Source organism: Pseudomonas sp. H3_A02 (genome assembly GCF_054671965.1).
This window is the reverse complement of record NZ_CP162807.1, coordinates 4,357,024-4,378,330: the sequence shown is the minus strand read 5'-3', so window position 1 is coordinate 4,378,330 and position 21,307 is coordinate 4,357,024. Positions and strand designations below refer to the sequence as shown.

Annotated in this window: 19 protein-coding genes; 11 read left to right on the top strand and 8 right to left on the bottom strand. The window is 60.8% G+C overall.

The features are described from left to right. Nucleotides 1–16: 16 nt before the first annotated feature. Nucleotides 17–661 carry an iron-containing redox enzyme family protein gene (locus tag AB4N80_RS19275; protein ID WP_240998397.1) on the bottom strand — a complete coding sequence of 215 codons (645 nt, stop codon included), beginning with the start codon at nt 659–661 and terminating at the stop codon, nt 17–19. Between the two features lie 366 nt (nt 662–1,027). On the opposite strand from AB4N80_RS19275, the gene AB4N80_RS19270 reads away from it, so the two are divergent. The 10 genes from AB4N80_RS19270 (at nt 1,028) to AB4N80_RS19225 (ending at nt 11,808) form a co-directional block, all read left to right on the top strand. Continuing rightward, nucleotides 1,028–1,585 (top strand): helix-turn-helix domain-containing protein, encoded by a 558-nt coding sequence (locus AB4N80_RS19270; protein WP_122566886.1) that lies wholly within the window; start codon nt 1,028–1,030, stop codon nt 1,583–1,585. A gap of 206 nt (nt 1,586–1,791) precedes the next feature. Next, nucleotides 1,792–2,811 (top strand): LacI family DNA-binding transcriptional regulator, encoded by a 1,020-nt coding sequence (locus tag AB4N80_RS19265; protein ID WP_122566887.1) that lies wholly within the window; start codon nt 1,792–1,794, stop codon nt 2,809–2,811. Then, complete coding sequence (locus tag AB4N80_RS19260) at nt 2,795–3,799, top strand: ABC transporter substrate-binding protein (protein WP_460078284.1); 1,005 nt, start codon at nt 2,795–2,797, stop codon at nt 3,797–3,799. Before AB4N80_RS19265 ends, AB4N80_RS19260 begins: the two co-directional genes overlap by 17 nt. Before the next feature lie 51 nt (nt 3,800–3,850). Further along, nucleotides 3,851–4,669: an ABC transporter permease gene (locus AB4N80_RS19255; RefSeq protein WP_163006776.1), complete on the top strand. Its 819-nt coding sequence runs from the start codon at nt 3,851–3,853 to the stop codon at nt 4,667–4,669. After that, nucleotides 4,666–5,460, top strand: a complete 795-nt coding sequence (locus AB4N80_RS19250; protein WP_122566889.1) for an ABC transporter permease — start codon at nt 4,666–4,668, stop codon at nt 5,458–5,460. The genes AB4N80_RS19255 and AB4N80_RS19250 overlap by 4 nt, the downstream gene beginning before the upstream one ends. Continuing rightward, entirely contained in the window at nt 5,457–6,488 is a 1,032-nt protein-coding gene (locus AB4N80_RS19245; protein ID WP_122566890.1) for an ABC transporter ATP-binding protein, read from the top strand. The genes AB4N80_RS19250 and AB4N80_RS19245 overlap by 4 nt, the downstream gene beginning before the upstream one ends. 25 nt (nt 6,489–6,513) lie before the next feature. After that, the gene (locus tag AB4N80_RS19240) at nt 6,514–7,344 is read left to right on the top strand and encodes a phosphodiesterase (RefSeq protein WP_122566891.1); all 831 of its coding nucleotides are present in this window, start codon (nt 6,514–6,516) and stop codon (nt 7,342–7,344) included. A 179-nt stretch (nt 7,345–7,523) separates the two neighbouring features. Then, nucleotides 7,524–8,843 (top strand): OprD family porin, encoded by a 1,320-nt coding sequence (locus AB4N80_RS19235; protein WP_305481598.1) that lies wholly within the window; start codon nt 7,524–7,526, stop codon nt 8,841–8,843. Nucleotides 8,844–9,081: 238 nt separating this feature from the next. After that, a complete protein-coding gene (locus AB4N80_RS19230) occupies nt 9,082–9,555 on the top strand; it encodes a (2Fe-2S)-binding protein (RefSeq protein WP_122566892.1) in 474 nt (157 codons plus the stop codon). A 12-nt stretch (nt 9,556–9,567) separates the two neighbouring features. Further along, nucleotides 9,568–11,808, top strand: a complete 2,241-nt coding sequence (locus AB4N80_RS19225; RefSeq protein ID WP_460078277.1) for a xanthine dehydrogenase family protein molybdopterin-binding subunit — start codon at nt 9,568–9,570, stop codon at nt 11,806–11,808. A gap of 49 nt (nt 11,809–11,857) precedes the next feature. Here AB4N80_RS19225 and AB4N80_RS19220 read toward each other — a convergent pair whose 3' ends face one another. The 7 genes from AB4N80_RS19220 to AB4N80_RS19190 form a co-directional block, all read right to left on the bottom strand. Further along, nucleotides 11,858–12,766 carry an AraC family transcriptional regulator gene (locus AB4N80_RS19220; RefSeq protein WP_122566894.1) on the bottom strand — a complete coding sequence of 303 codons (909 nt, stop codon included), beginning with the start codon at nt 12,764–12,766 and terminating at the stop codon, nt 11,858–11,860. Nucleotides 12,767–12,998: 232 nt separating this feature from the next. Then, entirely contained in the window at nt 12,999–13,745 is a 747-nt protein-coding gene (locus AB4N80_RS19215) for a YkgJ family cysteine cluster protein (protein WP_460078274.1), read from the bottom strand. A 287-nt stretch (nt 13,746–14,032) separates the two neighbouring features. Continuing rightward, nucleotides 14,033–14,809 (bottom strand): alpha/beta fold hydrolase, encoded by a 777-nt coding sequence (locus AB4N80_RS19210; protein ID WP_122566896.1) that lies wholly within the window; start codon nt 14,807–14,809, stop codon nt 14,033–14,035. Between the two features lie 23 nt (nt 14,810–14,832). Then, nucleotides 14,833–15,339 carry a cytochrome P460 family protein gene (locus tag AB4N80_RS19205; protein WP_305490418.1) on the bottom strand — a complete coding sequence of 169 codons (507 nt, stop codon included), beginning with the start codon at nt 15,337–15,339 and terminating at the stop codon, nt 14,833–14,835. Nucleotides 15,340–15,358: 19 nt separating this feature from the next. Then, nucleotides 15,359–16,435: an alpha/beta fold hydrolase gene (locus AB4N80_RS19200; protein ID WP_122566898.1), complete on the bottom strand. Its 1,077-nt coding sequence runs from the start codon at nt 16,433–16,435 to the stop codon at nt 15,359–15,361. 60 nt (nt 16,436–16,495) lie between these two features. Further along, the gene (locus AB4N80_RS19195; RefSeq protein ID WP_460090415.1) at nt 16,496–17,869 is read right to left on the bottom strand and encodes an epoxide hydrolase family protein; all 1,374 of its coding nucleotides are present in this window, start codon (nt 17,867–17,869) and stop codon (nt 16,496–16,498) included. 468 nt (nt 17,870–18,337) lie between these two features. Continuing rightward, nucleotides 18,338–19,849, bottom strand: a complete 1,512-nt coding sequence (locus tag AB4N80_RS19190; protein WP_122566900.1) for a methyl-accepting chemotaxis protein — start codon at nt 19,847–19,849, stop codon at nt 18,338–18,340. A 181-nt stretch (nt 19,850–20,030) separates the two neighbouring features. Between AB4N80_RS19190 and AB4N80_RS19185 the strand changes: the two genes are divergently transcribed. Continuing rightward, nucleotides 20,031–21,179, top strand: a complete 1,149-nt coding sequence (locus AB4N80_RS19185) for a MalY/PatB family protein (protein WP_305490422.1) — start codon at nt 20,031–20,033, stop codon at nt 21,177–21,179. The last annotated feature ends 128 nt before the right edge of the window (nt 21,180–21,307 follow it).

Below are 21,307 nucleotides of genomic sequence, written 5' to 3'. Positions count from 1 at the left end.
CCCTTGTATTGATCGGTCAGGCGTGAGTGGCCACTCGGTTGAGTCCTTGCCAGAATCGGGTCAACAGGTTCAGTACATCGCCAGCGCCTTCCAGAATATCGCTGCCGTTGTCAGTGTCTCGAGCGGCCTCCATGACCGCGTCACTGATCCATTGCACATGATCGGTTTCAACCAGCATGTGCAGGTAGAAGTAGGTGAAGTCTTCGTGCTTCCACCCGCTGTACAGGCGGAAACCTTCGTACAGGTTGGCGATCATCGGAAAGCCGAACTCTTCGATAACGTAATGAGCACCAATGGCGTGCTCTGTCGAACCCTCAAGGAAAATCCGACGCAGGCCGTCGACCAACTCGCTGGCTTCGGGAATATATTCAACCTTCTTCCAGTCATCCAATGTGATGCCGACGCCGGCGAGTACACGCTCAAACATAATGAAGTGCGCCTCGCCTACCCCATCGCCCAGCTCAGACACCACCGTGCGCGCCAACTTCATCCGAATCACTTCGCTGTCGGTGCGGTGCGAGGTACCCGCCAGGATCTGGGGGAACGTACGAATGTAATAAAAGTATTGCTGGAACACTTTCTTCAACGTTGCCTTGGGCAGGGGGGCCTGGCGAAACGTTTTGTAGAACGCATTGGTGTTGATCCCCGAAGCCGTGATCATTCCTTTAATCGAATGGATGATTTGCTCACCCGTCAGACAGCCTTGTTCCATTTGCTGAGCCGGCATAGATTTCCCCAAATACGATAAGGTAGCTTGGACGGCAGTGACGAAATGTCGCTGCGCGTTTCAGATAGTAAACAAGCGACTCATGCAAACAAATTAATAGTTTCAATCGGCTATGCTTCAAACAATAGATTTATTTTGAAACATGAAAAAATCATTATTATTTTTTATTAAAATCATAGGCTTACTTTCATAGAAAATTTTAACGCACAAAAATAGAGCATTATTTATTTTTTGCACCGACTTGATGCGCGCCAGCCGCTAAGCTGAAATTAAATCACCCTGATCTGGAAGTCTTCTATAGTGAACAACCAACCCATTGACATCGCCCTGACCATCAAAGCCGAGCGAACCGCCCGTGAATGGTCCATCGGCGAGCTCGCCCAGCTCTCCGGCGTATCAAAGGCTATGATCAGCAAAATTGAAAACGCACAGGTCAGCCCTACCTCAACGATCCTGGGCCGGTTGTCAGGTGCTTTCGGTTTACCCCTCTCTACCCTGCTGCATCGGGCCGAGGGGCGCTCGGGACTTCTTTCAAGGGCGGCGGAGCAACCGCGCTGGGTAGACCCGGAAACCGGCTATGCGCGCCAGCAAGTCTCACCCCGGGAGGGCTGGCCACTGGAACTCATCAGTGTGCAACTGCCCCCGGGCGTGCGCATCAGCTATCCCGCCACGGCTTACGCGTTCCTTCATCAGCAGGTGTGGGCCACGCAAGGCACGCTGACGTTTACCAAGGGCACCACCACCTACCTTCTGGAACAAGGCGACTGCTTGCAATTGGGACTGCCTGAAGAAGCCTGCACGTTCGAAAACGCCACGCCGCAAGTCTGTGAATACGTCATAGCCTTGATTCGCAAGTAGCAACAGCCCCATCGGTAACCGCCTGCAACAAAGGCTAGCCGACGGCACGTCAATCATGCCGACCTGCAAGCAGGTATCGCGCGCCCGGAATGGCCGTCCGAGGTAGGCACCGCCAGCTGACATCAAACTGTCATCACTCTTTCGCCGAAATGCCACGATTGCTGGCTACTGTCCTCGCCAATGAGATCGATCTCAAGCGAGTGACAATGACTGATTTGAAAGAAGTGGCACGTCTGGCAGGGGTTTCGCGAGCTACCGCTGCCCGCACCTTCGCCTCCCCTGAAGTAGTGCGTCCGGCTACCCGCGAGCAGGTGTTCGCCGCCGCACGGCAGCTGGGTTTCCGGCCCAATCGTCTTGGTCGTCAGTTGCGCCTGCAAGTGACCAAGCTGATCGGTGTGGTGGTCCCCAACCTGCTCAATCCCGTGTTCGCCGAACAATTCCAAGCCATGGAGCGCGCTGCGCGTTTGCGCGGCTACAACCTGCTCCTGGCGACGACCGACTACAGCAGCGAGCGCGAAAGCGTGGTGGTCGAGGAGTTGTTGCGCCAGCGGGTCGATGGCCTGGTCCTCACGGTCACCGACGCCGAGAGCAACCGCGTGTTGCAAAGCCTGGACAGCGAGGACACGCCTTTTGTGCTGGCTTATCACCAGCCGGGCAATCCGCACTACAGCGCCGTGTCGGTGGACAACCGCGCCGGCATGGCTCTGGCCACTCGTTATCTGCTGGAAGCCGGGCATTGGCGCATTGGCATGGTTGCCGGCCCGGCCCTGCAATCGGACCGCGCTCGCCTGCGTTACGCCGGTTATTGCGACGCCATGCGCGAGGCCGGCCTCGACAGCCTGCCGGTGATTGAAATGCCGGCCCATACCCAGGCGGACTTCGCCGCCATCGCGCCCTTCCTGCAAGGTCCGCAGGCCCTCAGCGCACTGGTTTGCTCCAACGATCTGTTGGCCATCAGCCTGATCGCACAACTGCGTCGCAACGACTGGCACGTGCCCCAACAGCTCTCGGTCATGGGATTCGATGGCATCGCCCTCGGCACTCAAATGCACCCGACATTGTGCAGCGTGGTTCAGCCCATCGAGGCCTTGGCCTGCACCGTAATCGATCAATTGCTGGCGCAGATTGCCGGCGCCACACCGGTTACCCATTGCCTGCCCTGCCATATCCGGCCGGGCGAAAGTACTCAATCCTACAAGGAGACACTTGATGATTCGCTTGCGTAAAACCCTGGCGACGTTACTGCTATGCGGCGCTGCCAGCCTGGCCCAGGCCGCCGAAACGGCGATTTGCTACAACTGCCCACCGGAATGGGCCGACTGGGGCACACAGCTCAAGGCCATTGCCGATACCACTGGCGTGCAGGTCCCGCTGGACAACAAGAACTCCGGGCAGGCACTGGCGCAACTGGTCGCCGAACAGGCCGCGCCTGTAGCGGACGTGGTGTATTACGGCGTGACCTTCGGTTTGCAGGCGCAAAAAGCCGGGGTGGTCGGCACTTATCAACCCAAGGGCTGGGAACAGATTCCGGCAGGCTTGAAAGATCCGCAGGGACACTGGTTCGCCATTCACTCCGGCACCCTGGGCATCATGGTCAACGTCGATGCCTTGGGCGGCTTGCCTGTGCCGCAAAGCTGGGGCGATCTGCTCAAGCCTGAGTACAAAGGCATGGTCGGCTACCTTGATCCATCCAGCGCGTTCGTCGGTTACGTTTCCGCGGTAGCGATCAACCAGGCCATGGGCGGTAGCCTCAATGACTTCACGCCGGCGATCGATTACTTCCAGAAACTGGCGAAAAACTCACCCATCGTGCCCAAGCAGACCGCTTACGCACGGGTGTTGTCCGGGGAGTTGCCGATTCTGGTGGATTACGACTTCAACGCCTATCGGGCACGTTACAAGGACAAGGCCAACGTTGCTTTCGTGATCCCCAAGGAAGGCAGCATCAGCGTGCCTTACGTCATGAGCATTGTCGGCAACGCGCCGAATCGGGCCAATGCCGAGAAGGTCCTGGACTTCGTCCTGTCCGACCAGGGCCAGGCGCTCTGGGCCAAGGCCTACCTGCGACCGGTGCGGGCGATGAAGATGCCTGCCGACATCGCTGCGCAGTTTCTGCCAGACAGCGATTACGCCCGGGCCGGCGTGGTCGACTACCAGCAGATGGCGGCGGCACAGGAAGCTTTTTCTGCACGTTATCTGAAAGAGGTCAAGTAAGTGACCGCCTCGGTAATAAAAGCCCGGGGAGTCCCTTCGGGCCAGGCCACGGTGCCGCGTTTGCGGCTGACCGCGGCCTGGGCCCTGGCGCCTGCGGCTGCGGTGCTGTTCGCGTTCTGGTTGTTGCCACTGGCGCATCTGATCGTGCTGGGCGGGCAAAATCGCGACGGCGGCGAAAGCGGCTATTGGCAGGTACTGAGCAGTGCGCAATACCTGGGCAGTCTGGTACAGACCTGCCTGCTGGCCTTGGCGACGACCCTGGCGGCGCTCTTGGTGGGGGGCATCAGTGGTTTTTTTCTCAGCCGCCAACGCTTCTTCGGCCGCTCGCTGCTGGTCGCCTTGTTAACGTTTCCGTTGGCATTCCCCGGCGTGGTGGTCGGCTTCCTGGTGATTCTGCTGGCCGGGCGCCAAGGCTTGTTCGCCAGCCTTGGCCTCGAGCTGGCGGGTGAACGCTGGATCTTCGCTTACTCGCTGATGGGGTTGTGCCTCGGTTATCTGTACTTCTCGATTCCACGGGTGATCCTCACGGTGATGGCTGCTTGTGAAAGCCTCGATCGCAGCCTGGAAGAAGCCGCTCATTCCCTGGGCGCCGGCCACTGGCGAGTGGTTTGCGATGTCATCGTCCCCGGTCTGGCACCGGCACTGGTCTCGTGCGGGGCGATCTGCTTTGCGACCTCCATGGGCGCGTTCGGTACGGCCTTCACCCTCGGCACCCGCCTGAATGTGACCCCGGTGGCGATCTACAACGTGTTCACCAACTACGCCAATTTCGCCGTGGCCGCTGCGCTGTCGGTGGTGTTGGGGGCGCTGACGTGGGCAGTACTGCTACTGGCCCGACGGCTGGCAAAAAACTCGAGGACCGTCTTGTGAAGCGCTCAACGCTGTTTATCGGCCAGTTGGTGTTTACCCTGCTGGTCTGCGCGTTCATGTTGGTGCCCGTGCTGATGTCACTGCTGGCCGGGCTGACGCGCAATTATTTCCAGGGCGTCTCCAGTGGCCTGACGTTCGATTGGCTGGTGCAAGTCTGGCAGGCCTATTCGCCGACAGTCTGGCTATCCCTGCAACTGGCCGTGGCCTGTGCGCTGTGCGTCTGCGTGGTGGGTGTTCCGGCGGCTTACGCGTTGGTGCGGATGAACAACCGCTTCAGCCGTGCGTTCGAGGAACTGATGGTGCTGCCGGTGGCGATGCCTGGCCTGGCCAGCGCCCTGGCGTTGCTGCTCACCTATGGGCAATTCGGTGGGTTTCGCAGCAGTTGGCTGTTCATCCTCGTCGGCCATGTGCTGTTCACCTTGCCGTTCCTGGTGCGCCCGGTAATGGCGGTGATGCAACGTCAGCAACTGCCTGTCCTGGAAGAAGCCGCCGCCAGCCTTGGCGCCGGGCCGCTACGACGATTCTTCAGTGTGGTGGTACCCAACTGCCGGGCGGGGATCCTCGCTGGGGTCCTGATGGTCGTCACGCTGTCGTTGGGCGAGTTCAACCTGACCTGGATGCTCCACACCCCAATGACCAAAACATTGCCGGTAGGCCTGGCTGACAGCTATGCCTCAGCCAGGTTGGAAGTCGCCAGTGCCTACACCCTCATATTCCTGCTGATGATCGTGCCGCTGCTGATTGCGCTGCAGGCCATCAGCGCGCGCCTTTCCCGTGGAGAAAAACGATGACCGGAACCACCATTCGCCTGGCAGGTTGCCGCAAGGCGTTCTCCGACGGCACCGTTGCCGTCCATGACCTGGACCTGACCATCAATGCCGGAGAAACCCTGGCGATCCTCGGCCCGTCCGGTTGCGGTAAAACCACGACCTTGCGCCTGATCGCCGGCCTTGAGCGTCCGGATGTGGGGCAGGTGTTTTTTGGCGACTCCGACGTCACCCGCCTGCCCATCGAACGACGCGACGTGGGCATGGTGTTCCAGAACTATGCGTTGTTTCCCAACCTGGATGTGGCCGGCAACATCGTTTATGGCTTGAAGATTCGCGGCATGGCGCCGGCTGAACGGAACAAGCGCTGCTCGGAGTTGCTGGAACTGGTGGGCCTTCAGGACCATGGCAAGCGCAGCATCCATGAGCTGTCCGGCGGTCAGCGCCAGCGGGTCGCCCTCGCCCGCGCCCTGGCGCCCAAGCCTCGAGTCTTGCTGCTTGACGAACCGTTGGCAGCACTGGATGCACAGTTGCGCGAGCGCCTGCGCAGCGAGTTGGATCAGTTGCTACGCCATCTGGGCATTACGGCGGTGTTCGTCACCCACGACCAGGGCGAAGCCATGGCCCTGGGCAATCGGATTCTGGTCATGGAACACGGCCGCGTCGCGCAGTTGGCCAGCCCAAGGGACATCTACCAACAACCGGCCAACACGTTCGTCGCCAGTTTTGTCGGCAACCTCAACGCTTTTCCAGTGCTCGCCCACACGCCCCTGGGCTTGAAAGTCAGTGGCGGAGAGTTGCCGTGGCGCGGTGGCGGACTGCCTGCCATCGTCTACTGCCGGCCCGAACATTTGCGGGTGATGGACAACGAGGGGCATCTGCGCGGGCGCCTGGTAGGCCAGTTTTTCCAAGGGGCCCAAAGCCGCCTGTTGGTGGACGTCGGCGCCGCCCAGCCATTGCTGGTGGACAGCACCGACAACGTCATCCACGCCACCGGCGCCCTGATTGCCTTGGCCGTTGAGCCGCAAGTGCTGTTCACCCTGTCATCGTGATCTTCGTGTTTTCAGAGGGCTTATTTTGAATCATCCGTTTCTCATTGCGCAGATCAGTGACCTGCATCTCAAGGCCGGGGAAAAACTGACCTATGGCGTCGTTGATACCCTCGCCGCGTTGCGTCGTGCCGTCGATCATTTGAATACCCAGGTGCCGCGCCCCGACATCGTAGTAATCAGTGGCGACCTGGTCGACTTCGGTCGCCCTGATGAATACGCCGTATTGCACCCCGAACTGGCGCGCCTGCACATGCCTTGCTACCTGGTGCCTGGCAACCACGACAACCGCGAACATTTGCGGGCGGCATTTGCCGATCACGCCTACTTGCCAAGTTTGGCTGGAGCCCCCTTGGATTGGGTCGTCGAGGAGCATCCGCTGCGCCTGATTGGCCTGGACAGCACCATTCCCGGCGGTCATGGCGGTCAGTTACTGGATAGCCAATTGCGCTGGCTCGATGAACAGTTGGCCCGTCGTCCCGAGGTGCCAACGCTGCTGGTCCTGCACCATCCGCCGTTTATCAGCGGCATCGGCCACATGGACCGCGAGCCGTTCATCAACGCCTCGGCACTGGAACAGGTCATCGCCCGCCATCCACAGGTAGAGCGTTTGCTCTGCGGGCATTTGCATCGGCCGATGCAGCGGCGCTTCGGCGGTAGCCTGAGTTGCGTGTGCCCCGGCACCTCACATCAAATCGTCCTGGATCTACAGCCAAGCGCGCCCGCGCATTTCAACCTGGAACCACCCGGATACCTGCTGCATCACTGGCATGACCAGGGTTTGGTGACCCATAACGGTGTGTTTGGCCAGTATCCCGGGCCGTATCCGTTTTATGACGCTCATGGATTGATCGACTGATAACCCCAGGGACTTTTACTGATGCCGTTCTTTGGAGATTTATCCCCTACCCCACTCAATGCACTGAAGTTTTTCCAACGAGTTATTTAACGCCTCGGCCAATCATCTGATCGGTCGAGCGCTTCCTGCTGTCTTTTCAACATGCCCGGAACAGAGATTCCGCGGTGGAGTTCGCCCTGATGAAAGTCCTATTTAACGTACTGAGTGTTTTAACGGGTGGTATGACGCTTGTCCTCAGCCCATTGGCGTCGGCTGATTTTATCAGCGACAGCAAGGCCAACTTGAACTTGCGCAACTTCTACTTCAATAACGATAACCGTGACGGAGCCGCCGCGCCTTCGAAGACCGAAGAATGGGGCCAGGCCTTCATGCTCAATTATCAGTCGGGGTTTACCGACGGCACCGTCGGGTTCGGCCTGGATGCCATGGGGCTGCTGGGCCTGAAGCTCGACAGTGGCGCCGGCCGTCATGTCGGTGGCTCGATGTTTCCCAACGATGGCGACAAGGCGGCGGACCAATGGGCTCGTCTCGGTGCCACGGCCAAGATGCGTGTCTCCAAGACCGAGCTGCGGTACGGCACCTTGCAACCGAAGTTGCCGATCCTGGTCTCCAACGATGGTCGCCTGCTGCCGCAAACCTTCGAGGGCGGGCAAGTCACCAGCAATGAAATCGACAACCTGACGTTCACCGCTGGCCAGTTGGAACACGCCACAGGGCGTGCGTCCAGCGACAGCGCCGGCCTGGCCGTTGCGGGCGGCACCCAGGAAAGCAATAAATTCACCTTTGCCGGTGGCGATTACAAACTGACCAAGGATCTGACCGCGCAGTATTACTACGCCAATCTTGAAGACTACTATCAACAGCACTTCGCCGGTTTGCTGCATGTATTACCGTTGGGTGAATACGGTTCGTTGAAAACCGACCTGCGTTACTTCAAAACCACGTCCGATGGCAAGAACAGCAGCGCTGCCGGTCGCGCCAGTGGTTACAAACTCGGCGGTTATACCAAGGATGGCAACGGCGAGATCGACAACGACACCTGGAGCGCGGCGTTCATTTATTCGTTGGGTGGCCATGCCATTACCGCGGGTTATCAGCGTGTTTCCGAAGACAGCAACTTTACGCAACTGAACCAGGGCGGCCTGGTGGGCAAAGGCGAAGGCGGCGCAAGTCTTTACCTCTACACCGACCGCACCATCCAGACGTTCATCCAGGCCGGTGAGCGCACGGCATTCGCGCAATATGCCTATGACTTCGCAGCGCTTGGCGTTCCGGGTTTGAAGGCCTCGGTGATGTACCTCAAGGGCGACAACATCCAGACCGCCAGCGGCCGGGACGCCAGTGAATGGGAACGTGATATCTCCCTGGACTATGTGATCCAGAGCGGCACGTTGAAGAACGTCGGTTTCGGCTGGCGCAACGGGATGTCGCGAAGCGATATCGCCCGCGACCAGGATCAAAATCGCCTGTTTGTGAGCTACAGCATTCCGTTGATGTAACCGTGCAGGAGGAAGGAGCCGGAAGCACTCCCACCGCGGCTCCTTTCCTCCCGCCTTCAAGGCATGCCCATTGCCCTGGCGCCGGGCCTACCGCGCTGTTGCACTGACACAACAACGTTGCCTTCCCGGGCACATTGTTTCGCAGGATCAGGCAAGCATCAGCCCGGATCGTGCAACCCTCCGCAAATGTTCCTTCCTATAGTTAACCAGAGCCAAACCATCTGGAGCTGGTCCCCCTATGAGCGCCCTGAACATAAACGGCCGTGAATACACGGTCGACGTCGACCCTGGCACCCCTATTCTCTGGACCCTGCGCGACACGCTGGGCATGACCGGCACCAAGTTCGGCTGCGGCGCGGCGCTTTGTGGTGCCTGCACCGTGCACCTGGATGGCCAGGCCATTCGTTCCTGCGTGACGCCCATCGCCGCCGCCGAAGGCAAGAAGATCACCACCATCGAAGCGGCAACCGATGGCAGCGACCCGGTTGGCAGTGCCGTGCACGAGGCGTGGGTCAAACACGACGTGGCGCAATGCGGCTACTGCCAGAGTGGCCAGATCATGAGCGCAACGGCTTTCCTCAAGGCCCAGCCCAAGGGCAAGCAGCCCACGGCGGCCGAGATCGACTCGGCCATGGCCGGCAACATCTGTCGCTGTGGCACCTACGCCCGAATCCGCGCCGCGGTGGCTGATGCCGCCAAAGCCCTTGCCTGATCGGAGCCGACCATGTTGAACGAGATTTTCCCCGACGAGTTGCCCCGCGCCTTGCAGCACACGCTGGAGCGCGATCAGGCCGACGGCCCCGCTACGCTGCCCCGCCGCAGTTTTCTCAAGATTGTCGGCATCGGTGGTCTGGCGCTCGGCGCTTTTCCCCACTTGGCCCTGGCGCAGGAGACCAACGGCGCAGTCCCAACGCCGCTCAACCCGACTCAGCAGCCCTCCGCATTTGTGCAGATCGCCCCTGACGGCGTGGTAACGGTGACCATCAACCGCCTGGAGTTCGGCCAGGGCGTGCAGACCGCCCTGCCGATGATCCTCGCCGAAGAACTGGATGCCGACTGGAGCCTGGTGCGCAGCCGCAACGGTAACAGCGACGCCGCCTATATGGACCCGGCCTTTGGCATACACCTGACTGGCGGCTCCAACTCGATCAAGAACAGCTATACCCAATACCGCGAACTGGGCGCCCGCGCTCGCGCCATGCTGCTTGCGGCGGCAGCCGCGCGTTGGAACGTCGATGTCGCGAGCCTGAGCACCCAAGCCGGCATGGTGCTCGGCCCCGCCGGGCGTAAAGCGAGCTATGGCGAGCTGGCCGAGGCCGCGATGGCCCTGCCCGTACCGGAAACGATCACGCTCAAGGATCCCAAGGATTTCCGAATCATCGGCCAGGCCACCACGCGCATTGATGCGAAAGCCAAGAGCAGTGGCCAGCAGGAATTTGGCATCGACATGCATCTGCCGGGGCAGTTCACAGCCGTGGTGGCACGTCCGCCAGTGTTCGGCGCCAGGATTGCCTCTTTGGATGACAGTGCGGCACGGGCAACCAAAGGGGTTAAAGCTGTGTTTCGCGTGCCGCTGGACCGAGGTGCTGAAGGCGTTGCTGTGGTGGCGGACGGTTATTGGCAGGCGAAACTGGCGCGTGATGCGCTGAAGCTGGAATGGGACTTGGCCAGCGTCGAGAAAGTGGACAGTGAAAAGCAACGGGTCCAATACCGGGAGCTGGCCGCTCAACCCGGCCCACGACAATTCGACGCTGACATGACACCGCTTGCCAGCGCGCCGCATCAGTTGGAAGCCGAGTTTGTGTTCCCTTACCTCGCCCACGCGCCCATGGAGCCGTTGAACTGCACCGTGCAACTCGCGCAGGGGCGCGCCCAGTTGTGGGTCGGCACCCAGTTTCCTGGCGGCGATGGCGCGGCAGCTGCACGGGTCCTGAATCTGCAACCCGAACAAGTCCAGGTCAATGTGCAGACGGCGGGCGGAGGTTTCGGCCGGCGTGGCGTGCCCACCAACGATTTTGTCGTGCTGGCTTGCGAGGTGGCCAAGGCCGCGCACGCCGCCGGGCTTGATGCTCCTATCCGCACACTCTGGAGCCGTGAGGACGATATCAAGGGTGGCTACTATCGCCCCATGCACCTGCACCGCGCGCGCATCGGTTTTGACGACAGCGGTAAGGTGCTGGCCTGGGACCATGTCTTGGTCGGGCAATCCATCGTCAGTGGCACGCTGTTCGAGGGGATGGTGAAGAACGGGATCGATGCCACCGCAACAGAGGGAATGCGTAATCCTTATCCGCTGCCGATGCGCCTGACAGTCCACCACCCCAAACTCAACGTCCCCGTATTGTGGTGGCGCAGCGTCGGTTCCACCCATACGGCATTCGTGATGGAAACACTGATCGACGAGATCGCCCGCACCACCAAACAGGACCCGGTGGCGTACCGGATGAAGCTGTTTGGCGACCAGAGCCCACGGCATCGCGAAGCGCTGCAATTGGCCGTGGACAAGAGTGGGTATGGCAAGCGCCAGCTGGCGGCGGGCCGTGCCTGGGGCGTGGCGGTCCACGAATCGTTCAGTTCGGTGGTGGCGTACGTCGTCGAAGCCTCGGTGCAGGATGGTCGTCCGGTGCTGCACCAGGTGACCGCCGGCGTGCACTGCAATCTGGTCGTCAACCCACGCAGCGTTGAAGCCCAGGTACAAGGCGCTGCGCTGATGGGCTTGTCGATGTGCCTGCCAGGTGGCGCCGTCACCCTGAAGGACGGCGTCGTGCAGCAGAGCAATTTTGCCGACTTCAGCGTGCCGCGCATTACCGACATGCCGGAATTCGCCGTCCACATCGTGCCCAGCGCCGAACCACCCACGGGGATGGGTGAGCCCGGTTTGCCAGCGTTGGCTCCGGCGTTTGCCAATGCCGTGGCGAGCCTGACGGGTAAGCCGTTGCGTGAGTTGCCGTTCAAGTTGACGTGACAGAAACATGAGGCCGTCTGGCAGTTGCGCTGCCAGACGTGCCTCCCTGTTACAAGCGAATCCGCTTGATATCCCGCTGCGGTGGCTCTCCGAACAGGCGGCTGTACTCGCGGCTGAACTGCGAAGCACTTTCATAGCCAACCTGCCCGCCTGCGCTGCTCGCGTCGACATTCTGGGTCAACATCAAATGCCGAGCGGCTTGTAGCCTTAACTGTTTCTGGTATTGCAGCGGACTCATTCCGGTCACGGTGCGAAAGTGCTGGCGAAAGGTAGAAGGACTCATGTGCGCCTGTGCCGCCAGATCGTCCATGCGCAGCGTCAGGCGAAAATTGAGTTTCAACCAGGCGAGGGTCTTGGCGATGTGTTGGCTGGGTGAGCCTGCGGCGATGACATGCAGCAATTGCGGAGCATGGGCACCGCTTAACAGACGAGCGATGATCTCTTCCTTGATCAGCGGGGCCACAGTCTCAAGCAGTGGCGGCTCCTTCAACAGCTCGACCAGACGCTTCAGGGCATCCAGCACACCGGCATCCAAAGCCTGCACGGTAATGGGTTTGAACGCGTCGTCTCTCATGCGTTGCGACAGCCGCATGCGCTCGGCCACTTGCATCACCGTGGTGCTTTCGAATCTCAGCATCATGCCCAGGAAAGGCTCGGCGACGCTGGCCTGGCAGATATGTGAAATGACTGGCAGATCTACGCTGGTCACCATGGACTGACCGGGTGAATAGGTCAGGATGTCCTCCCCCACCATGGCTTGCTTACGGCCTTGCAAGGTGACGCCGATACCCAGGCCGTAGATGCAGTGCATGGGCGCAGTGATCGCTTTGCGCCGATGCAGGCTCAAGCCGGGTATGGCGGTGATCTGGTCGCCGTCGCTGGGCAGCCGTTGACTGACCGAATCGGCCAGACGTTCTATGTCGCTGAGGGTTTTGGCGCTTGTAAAATCGGTTGGCACATTCGACTCCTGGAAACATCAGGCCTGGACGGCTCACAGCGAACGAGGTTCGCTCCGACCGCAAGTCCGCCCACGGTGGAGTATGCTGGGCCGGTGGTTCGGCTCGCTTGCCTGATCAGCGCAATTTCTTGCACGATTCAACGAGCCATCAGAGCCAGAAGACCCTGACATCCAAGTATAACAAGATGTTTCAGGAAATAAGGATGCCCAAAGCGATGACTTCGCCTGGCACCTAAAGTCTATGGAAGATGTAGCGGGTGGACGGTTGATCGTCCAACGCTACCCCTGCCTGGCCCAGTTGTTCGCGCAAAACTGGCGTGTCGACCCGGACTTTCCAATCCGCACGGGCCGGAGCCACTGACCCGCCGTCGTAACGGCTGATCGCCTCGAACAGCTGCGTTCGGTCTGGGAGGTACACCGCCAACGCGTGGCCCTTCCACGCCGCGACATTCATTCCCAGGGCTTCACATACCTGGATTTTCGCCTGGGCATCGTCTCTATCGGCCTGGCGTGAGCGTTCGATCTGATCGGCCAGGATCGGATCGACGACCCGGTCCGTGAAGAGAATATCCCCCGCCTCCCAGACTTCGGGAGGGCAAATCTTATCGGCCGGGCGCAGGGTAATGAACGGATTAATTTCCATCGGGTAAATTCGACAGACCAGGGGGCGCTCTTCATAGATGCCGCAACGGCCGTCGTCGCCCAGGTTCTGACATTGCGTCAGGGCATTGCCGGCCAATACCGCAACGACTCGAATCTGCGCATTGCCGCTGGTTACCTCCACGGCCCGCTGGGCGCTGTGGGTGAATTGCCCAGGCGCAGAAGCCCAAGTCGTTTCATCGAACGCCTCCAGTATGACCGCCACTTCATGCCCTCGTTGGAGCCACTGCCGTGCCTCGTTCAGCGTCAGTGGAATCAGGCGGCCCTTGCAGCAAATCCCGCAACCGTTGCAGGCAAATCGGATAGCGCTGTTTTCCATACCAAGCTCTCACACACATGTTTTCAACCGACCATCGATGTGCCCTCGAGCGGATACATCGGTGGCAGAGCCCCAGGGGCGCGAAAGTATGTGGAGCGAGAAACGGATCCGTTTGCCGGATTCGCCGGCATGTTTGCCCGATTCAAGGTGAATTCCGCTAACCGGCCCTTGAAACGAAACTCTGTTGTGGCGAGGGAGGTTGCTTGCGCCGGCCACTCCTCACCACGGATTTCACGTCCCTAAGTAAGCACTATTGCTCTTATGACCAGTTTTTACAGGCCCCGCCATCACTTCGCCGCAGCAGCGGTTTCAATCAGCCGGGCGACCGGCTCCGGATTGGAAACCATCACCACATGGGAAGCCCCCTTGACCACTTTCACGACCTTGGCCTCGGCACGCTTGGCCATGAAGGCCATGGTCTGGGGCGGGATGTTCTTGTCCTTGTCGCCGTAGATGTACCAGGACGGAATGTGCTTCCAGGCCGGGGTCCCGGCCTGTTCGTTCAACGCCGCCTCAGTGACCGGACGCTGTGTCGCCGCCATCAATGCCGCCTGCCCGGCGGGAACATCAGCGGCGAACTGGTCGCGGAACTTGTCCTGTTGGATGTACAGATCCTTTCCGTCGTCAGCCAGTGCGACAGGTGGAGCAAGGGTTGGCCCCAGGGTGCTGCCGGGGAATTTGCCGGCGAGCCCGGCGACGGTTTCGCCCGCCTCGGGGGCGAACGCGCTGACGTAGACCAGTGCCTTGACGTTGGCATGGTCGTTGGCCGCTTCGCTGATGACGTTGCCGCCGTAGGAATGGCCGACCAGCACAACGGGAGATTGGATGCTGCTCAGCAAGGCGGAAACTGCAGCACCATCGCTTTTCACGCTGCGCAACGGGTTGGCTGCGGCGACAACGGTATAGCCATCTTTCTCGAGGATCTTCACCACGCCATTCCAGCTTGAAGCGTCGGCAAAAGCGCCGTGTACGAGGACGACCGTGGGTTTTTCAGTTTGTGCGAACGCGTTGGCCGCGATGAACAGGCCGGCGCTGCACGCCAGTGCGGTCATGACTTTTTTCATTGGAAACTCCTTGGGTGACAGGGCTATTGGGCGAATCGGGTGAAGACGAAGTCGTGGTTCTGCACGCGCGCCTGATGGCAGGCGAAGCACGTCTGGTGCTGTGCCTCATCGGCGGGTTTGCCATTGATAAAGCGGCCAAAGCCCCAGCCGCCGGTGGCGGCATATTTGCTGGAGTCCTTGACCATGACCTGCACGGTGGTCGCCGCGCCGGGGATCGAAGCCGGCTCGAACTCCGGCGACTGGACGTGTTTCCAGGCCAGCTTGACCAGCACCGCGCCGTCCGGGAACGGCAGTGTTGAATCCTGATAAGCCTTGATCGCCAGGTCATTGCCCAATACCGCTCTCAGCTCGTTCAGGGGTTCCGCCTCCTGGGCCGGGGCTATCAGCGCCCATTGGCGATACCCATCAGGAAGCTTTACGCCATAGATCGGTGACGCCTCGCCGTTGCCGGCGTCGCCCAAGGCGATGCCGGTCGCGGTCAGTGCAGCCACTGCAATGACAGCGGAGACCGCCAGTTGCTTGAGTTTCATCGTTGTTCTCCCCTGGGCGCTATTGGAGGTGATCGGCGTCGATCACGGCCTGGGCGAACGCTTGCGGAGCCTCTTGCGGCAGGTTGTGGCCGACACCGCCGTCGATCAGACGATGCTCATATTGGCCGGTGAAGCGCTTGGCATAGGCCTCGGCCGGTGGATGCGGTGCGCCGTTGGCGTCGCCCTCGAGGGTGATGGTCGGCACGCTGATGGACGGAAAGGTCGCGAGTTTCTTCTCCAGCTTGTCGTACTTGGCCTCGCCCTTCACCAGGCCCAGGCGCCAGCGATAGTTGAAGATTGAGACGGCGACGTGATCGGGGTTCTGCAAAGCGGCGGCGCTTCGGTCATACGTCGCGTCATCGAAATTCCACTTCGGCGACGCCAGTTTCCAGATCAGCTTGGCGAAGTCGTGGGTGTTTTTTTCGTAGCCCAGACGGCCACGCTCGGTGGCGAAGTAGAACTGGTACCACCACTGCAACTCGGCGGCCGGCGGCAGCGGCGTCTTGCCGGCTTCCTGGCTGCCGATCAGGTAGCCACTCACCGCCACCAGGGCTTTGACCCGCTCCGGCCACAGGGCCGCGACGATGTCGGCGGTGCGGGCGCCCCAGTCGTAACCGCCGAGCACGGCCTGCTTGATCTTCAGCGCGTCCATGAAGTCGATCAGATCGCTTGCCAGCGCAGAAGGCTGGCCGTTGCGCAGGGTCTTGGCCGACAGGAAACGCGTATCGCCATAACCGCGGGCATAGGGAATCAACACGCGATAGCCCTTCTCGGCCAGTGCCGGCGCAACGTCGGCGTAGCTGTGAATGTCATAGGGCCAACCATGCAGCAGGATGACCACCGGCCCATCGGCAGGACCGACCTCGGCATAGGAAACGTCCAGCAGGCCAGCCTTGACGTGCTTGAGCGGGCCGAACGAGGTGTGACTGCCCGGCGTGATGGAGGCGATGGTGCTGGCAGGTACATCCGCGGCGCTCGCCTGGGACGAGGCCAGTCCCAAGGCGCCCAGTTGCATCATGGCGAACATCAGGATAGATGGGCCGAACAGGCGCCGAGGCCGCGCGGCGGATGTGTGGTTCAACAGAGTCGTGTCCATGGTGAATCTCCTTTGCGAACGGCGGGTGAGCGGCTCCCGTTCGGAACCGCTTGGAGAGGTTTATCGAGCAGTCTGGGCAAGCGTGTTTTTTGCAGCCGTGCGCAACGGCCGGAAGGCTTTGCGCAGTTCCTCACTGAACAATTGAGGCTGCTCCCAGGCCGCGAAATGGCCGCCCTTGCTGACTTCGCTGTAGTAGGACAGCGATGGATAGGCGCGCTGGGCCCAGGTTTTCGGGGCTCGATAGATCTCATGGGGGAACACGGTGATGGCCACCGGGACTTTGATGTCCGCCGTCTTTTGCGCCGCCGCACTGAAATTATTGTTGTTGTTCTCCCAGTAGAAACGGGAGGACGACGCACCGGTGTCCGTCAGCCAGTAAAGGCTGATGTCATCGAGCATTTCATCGCGGCTCAGCACGCGTTCCGGTTTGCCGTCGCTGTCGGTCCAGGCGGCGAATTTTTCGTACATCCACGCGGCTGTGCCGGAAGGCGAATCGGCCAGCAGGTAGCCGATGGTCTGCGGCCGAGTCACCATCATTGCGCCGTAGGCGGCATTGCGGCCGAAGAATGTACTCAGCGAGTTGTAGGCGCTGCGTTCCGGATCGCTCAGCCCGGCCGGTGCCGGATCGCCGCTGTTGATCGGTTTCACCAGCTCCGGTGGGACGGTCGCCGGCATATTCAAGTGGATACCCAGTAAACCGGGAGGCGCCAGGCGGCCCAGTGCATCGGAGATCACCGAACCATGATCGCCACCCTGGGACACGTAGTGGGTGTAGCCCAGGCGCTTCATCAACACGTCCCAAGCCTTGGCCACACGGTCGGGCCCCCAGCCCAATTCGGTCGGTTTCCCGGAAAAGCCATGACCGGGAATTGAAGGGATCACAACGTCGAACGAGTCTTCGGCACGCCCGCCGTACGCGGTCGGATCGGTCAGTGGGCCGATAGTCTTGAGAAACTCGAACTGTGAACCCGGCCAACCATGGGTAAGGATCAGCGGCATGGCGTTGGGGTTGCGCGAGCGTACATGAATGAACTGAATGTCGACCCCATCGATGGTGGTGATAAACTCGGGCAAGGCATTGAGCTTGGCCTCGGCTTTGCGCCAGTCGTAACCGCTGCCCCAGTACTTCACCAGCTCTTGCACTTGGGCCAGTTGCACACCTTGAGACACATCACTGACGGTTTCTTTATCCGGCCACCGCGCATCGACAATGCGTTTGCGCAGATCAGCCAACTTCGCTTCATCAACGTGAACGCGATACGGACGAATGGCCTCCGATTGAGCTGGTACCGTACTGGAGGATGGGTTGTCGACCACCGCAGTGGCCGCCCATGCACCAATGCTTCCAGCCAGCAGTGCGAGACCGAGCACACTGCCGATGGCGGATGAAGCCAGGCAACGCTGCCAGGCGGAAGAGGACGAAGCTGCGGGCATGATGAATCTCCTTGAGTAAATGGCCGACAGGCCTGGCGATCGTTGCCGGGACAAATCACTGGCGATGGCACGCCGTCCCGCGCGTTGGCCGCTACCGCGCCAAGGGCTAGGCGTGGCATACGCTGGGCGATGCTGGGGGTTGCGGCTCATGACACTGTCTCCAACGTCGAATGACCCGAGACGGCGGGGGCGGTCTCGATGGGTTCATTTGACGCCGGTGAGGTATCCCGGATATGTCACGGACGGGCCTGAAAGAAACAGTCCGTATCGACAGGGGGGCTGGATACAAAGAGATACATTTGTGCGGGAAAAGCTCGGTCTGCCGAGCAGACCGAGCGGTGAGATGCGATCATGGTTCACATCAATGTTGCCTCATCCACCGCTATCGCGAGCAGGCTCGCTCCCACAGGGATTTGTGGTGAGCGCTGGATTTTCGACCCGAGAACCAGTGTGAAAGCCGAGCTCGACTCAGGCCGCCCCGCCCTTGCCGTGAAACGCCTGCCCCAACACCGCCAAGCGCTCCGCCAACGGCGGCAAGCACTGACTGCTGCGAGTCAGGATGCCAATGTTGTCCGCATTGCGCTCAGCCACGGCCTGCACGCTTTGCAGGCGCTGGTTGATGCCCATCGATGCCTTGGATTGTTCCTGGGTGGTGCTGGCGATCAGGTCGTTGAAATGGTTGATCACGGCAATGTCTTCGACGACGGCGTGCAACAGTTGCGAAGCCAGTTGGCTGGCGGACACGCAGCGCTCCACCCCGTCGCGGCTGTCTTGCATCGCGACGGCGGCCTGGCGGCTGCCTTGCTGCAGTTTGGCGATGATCTGCTGGATCTCGGTGGTAGACGCCGAGGTCTTTTGTGACAGGGTGCGGACCTCGTCGGCCACCACCGCGAACCCACGGCCCTGTTCGCCAGCCCGGGCCGCCTCAATGGCGGCGTTAAGGGCCAGCAGGTTGGTCTGCTCGGCAATGCCGTTGATCACATCCAGCACCTGACCGATCTGCTGTGCCTGCTCGGCCAAGACCTGCACGGTTTCGTTGGTCAGGTTGATACGCCCTGCCAGCTCGACAATCTCTTCTCGGGTCTGGTCAACCGTGCTGCGCCCGAGGGTGACCTGCTCGTTGGCCTGGCCGGCACGCTGCAGGGTCTGGTCGACATGGCCGGCAATGTTTTCCATGGCTTGGACCAGATGGCCGATCGCACCGCTCATCTGTGCCACTTCATCCAGTTGGTGACGGGCACCGGTTTCCAGGGTCTGGCCTACCTGGGACAGGTCCTGGCCCAGGTCCGAAAGGTTGCGGGTGTCGCGTACCACGCCGTCCACCAGTTGAGTGACCTGCTGGAGGAAATGATCGAAACGCTCACTCGAAGAGACCTTGACGCCATCGCTGTGCTGCCTGCCGGTGTCGTTGCTCAGTTGGGCGGCCGCCGCCAGCACCTTGTCGAGCACCTCCTGGTTTTCCGTGGCGTCGGCCAGGCTCTGGTTCGCCAGGTAAATCAGGATCACGCTTTCCACCACCACGTAGAACGCGTGGAGAAAGACCATCGACCAGCCACCGTGGCTACCCATGACGAACACTGGATAACCCTGGTGTTGAAGCCAGTGAAACCCCAGGTGATGAACCGCGATGGTGGCGGCGGCGACGACAATCGGCAGCCAGTCACGGTAAAACGTCAGCACGGCCAGCAGCACAAAGATCCCGAAGTGGAATTCGATCACGCCGTGGGTCTGGTTGATGTGCAGTGCCGCCATGACCATCAGCGCGACCGCGATGACACAGCGCATGGCCCGGGTGCCGGCCAAAACGCGATAAAGCGCGGTGCTCGCCACGCAGGTGGTCGCCCCCACCAGTAGCGCCTGGGTGAACGTCGAATGCAGGAATGCCAGGCTCAGGGAATACAGCAGCGTGAGCCAAAGCAGCCCCAGCATGATGCGGTCGGCTTTACGGTGGTGATCGTGAAAGCGCACGGGCGAAGTCATGGGGGTCGTCCTTTTCAAAGACTTGTAGGTCCGTTACCAAAATGGCGTAAACGGCTTAGCGGCGTGTCGAGTGAGAACTTTAACTGATTATCATCAATTAGTAGCACTACGCCACTAAGCTTTTCTCGGCGGTCTTTGCTTTATGATGTTCGCCATCTCATGACAGACTGATGGAACCCCCATGACTTTCGATTTCGACACCGTATTGGAGCGCCACGGCACCGGCAGTACCAAATGGAGCCGCTACCCGGCCGATGTGTTGCCAATGTGGGTGGCCGACATGGACTTCCCCGCCCCGCCGGTGGTCATCGACGCGCTGCACAAGCGCCTCGAACATCCGATGCTGGGCTACAGCGTCGCCCAGGACAATCTGCGTGCGGCCATCGTCGCCGATCTTTGGGACAAATACGCGTGGCGCGTCGAGCCCCAGCAGATCGTGTTCCTGCCCGGTGTCGAGCCGGGTTTCAACATGGCGCTGCACGCCTTGGTGGCCCCCCAGCAGAACGTCGTGGTGCAGGTGCCCAACTACCCGCCGCTGCGCCACGCCCCCGATCATTGGCAGTTGAATAAAGTGGAGTTGCCGTTCACCCCGGTCAACGGTGAGTTCCATACGCCGTTGGCGGCATTGCGCGAGGCGTTGCAGGGTGGCGGCGCGCTGTTGCTGAGCAATCCCCACAACCCGTTGGGCAAAGTGTTCGAGCGCGAAGAACTCAAGGCCGTGGCCGACATTTGCCTGGCGCAGGACGCCTGGATCATCTCCGATGAAATCCATGCCGAACTGTGTTTCGACGGCCGCGTGCACATTCCGACCGCCTCCCTCAGCCCGGAGATTGCCGAGCGCACCATCACGTTGATGTCGGCCAGCAAGGCCTACAACATCGCTGGGCTGAAAACATCGTTCGCCATTATCCAGAACGCCAAGCTGCGCGAGCGGGTCAACAGTGCCCGGGCCGGCATGGTCGACAGCGTCAATGCCCTGGGCCTGGAAGCGACCCGTGCGGCCTATAGCGAAGCAGGTCCGTGGCTCGAGGCCTTGAAGGCGTACCTGCAAGCCAACCGCGATTACCTGGTAGAGGCGGTGAACACTCGCCTGCCGGGCGTCACCATGACTGTGCCCCAAGGCACTTACCTGGCCTGGTTGGATTGCTCCGGATTGGGGCTGGATGACCCTCAAGGGTTCTTCTTGAAAGAAGCCAAGGTCGGGCTGAGCGCCGGGCTGGATTTTGCTGACGATGCCGGGCAGTTCGTGCGCCTGAACTTCGGCTGCCCGCGGGCATTGCTGGAGGAAGGCATCGCACGGATGGAGCGCAGCCTGAAAGCCAGGGGCTGATCCAGCAGGCGAAGCAATCCCTTGTGGCGAGGGAGCTTGCTCCCGCTGGGGCGCGGAGCGCCCCCTAACTAGCAGAGCACCCAGTATTGGTGAAATCTGAGGGCTGCTCCGCAGCCCAGCGGGAGCAA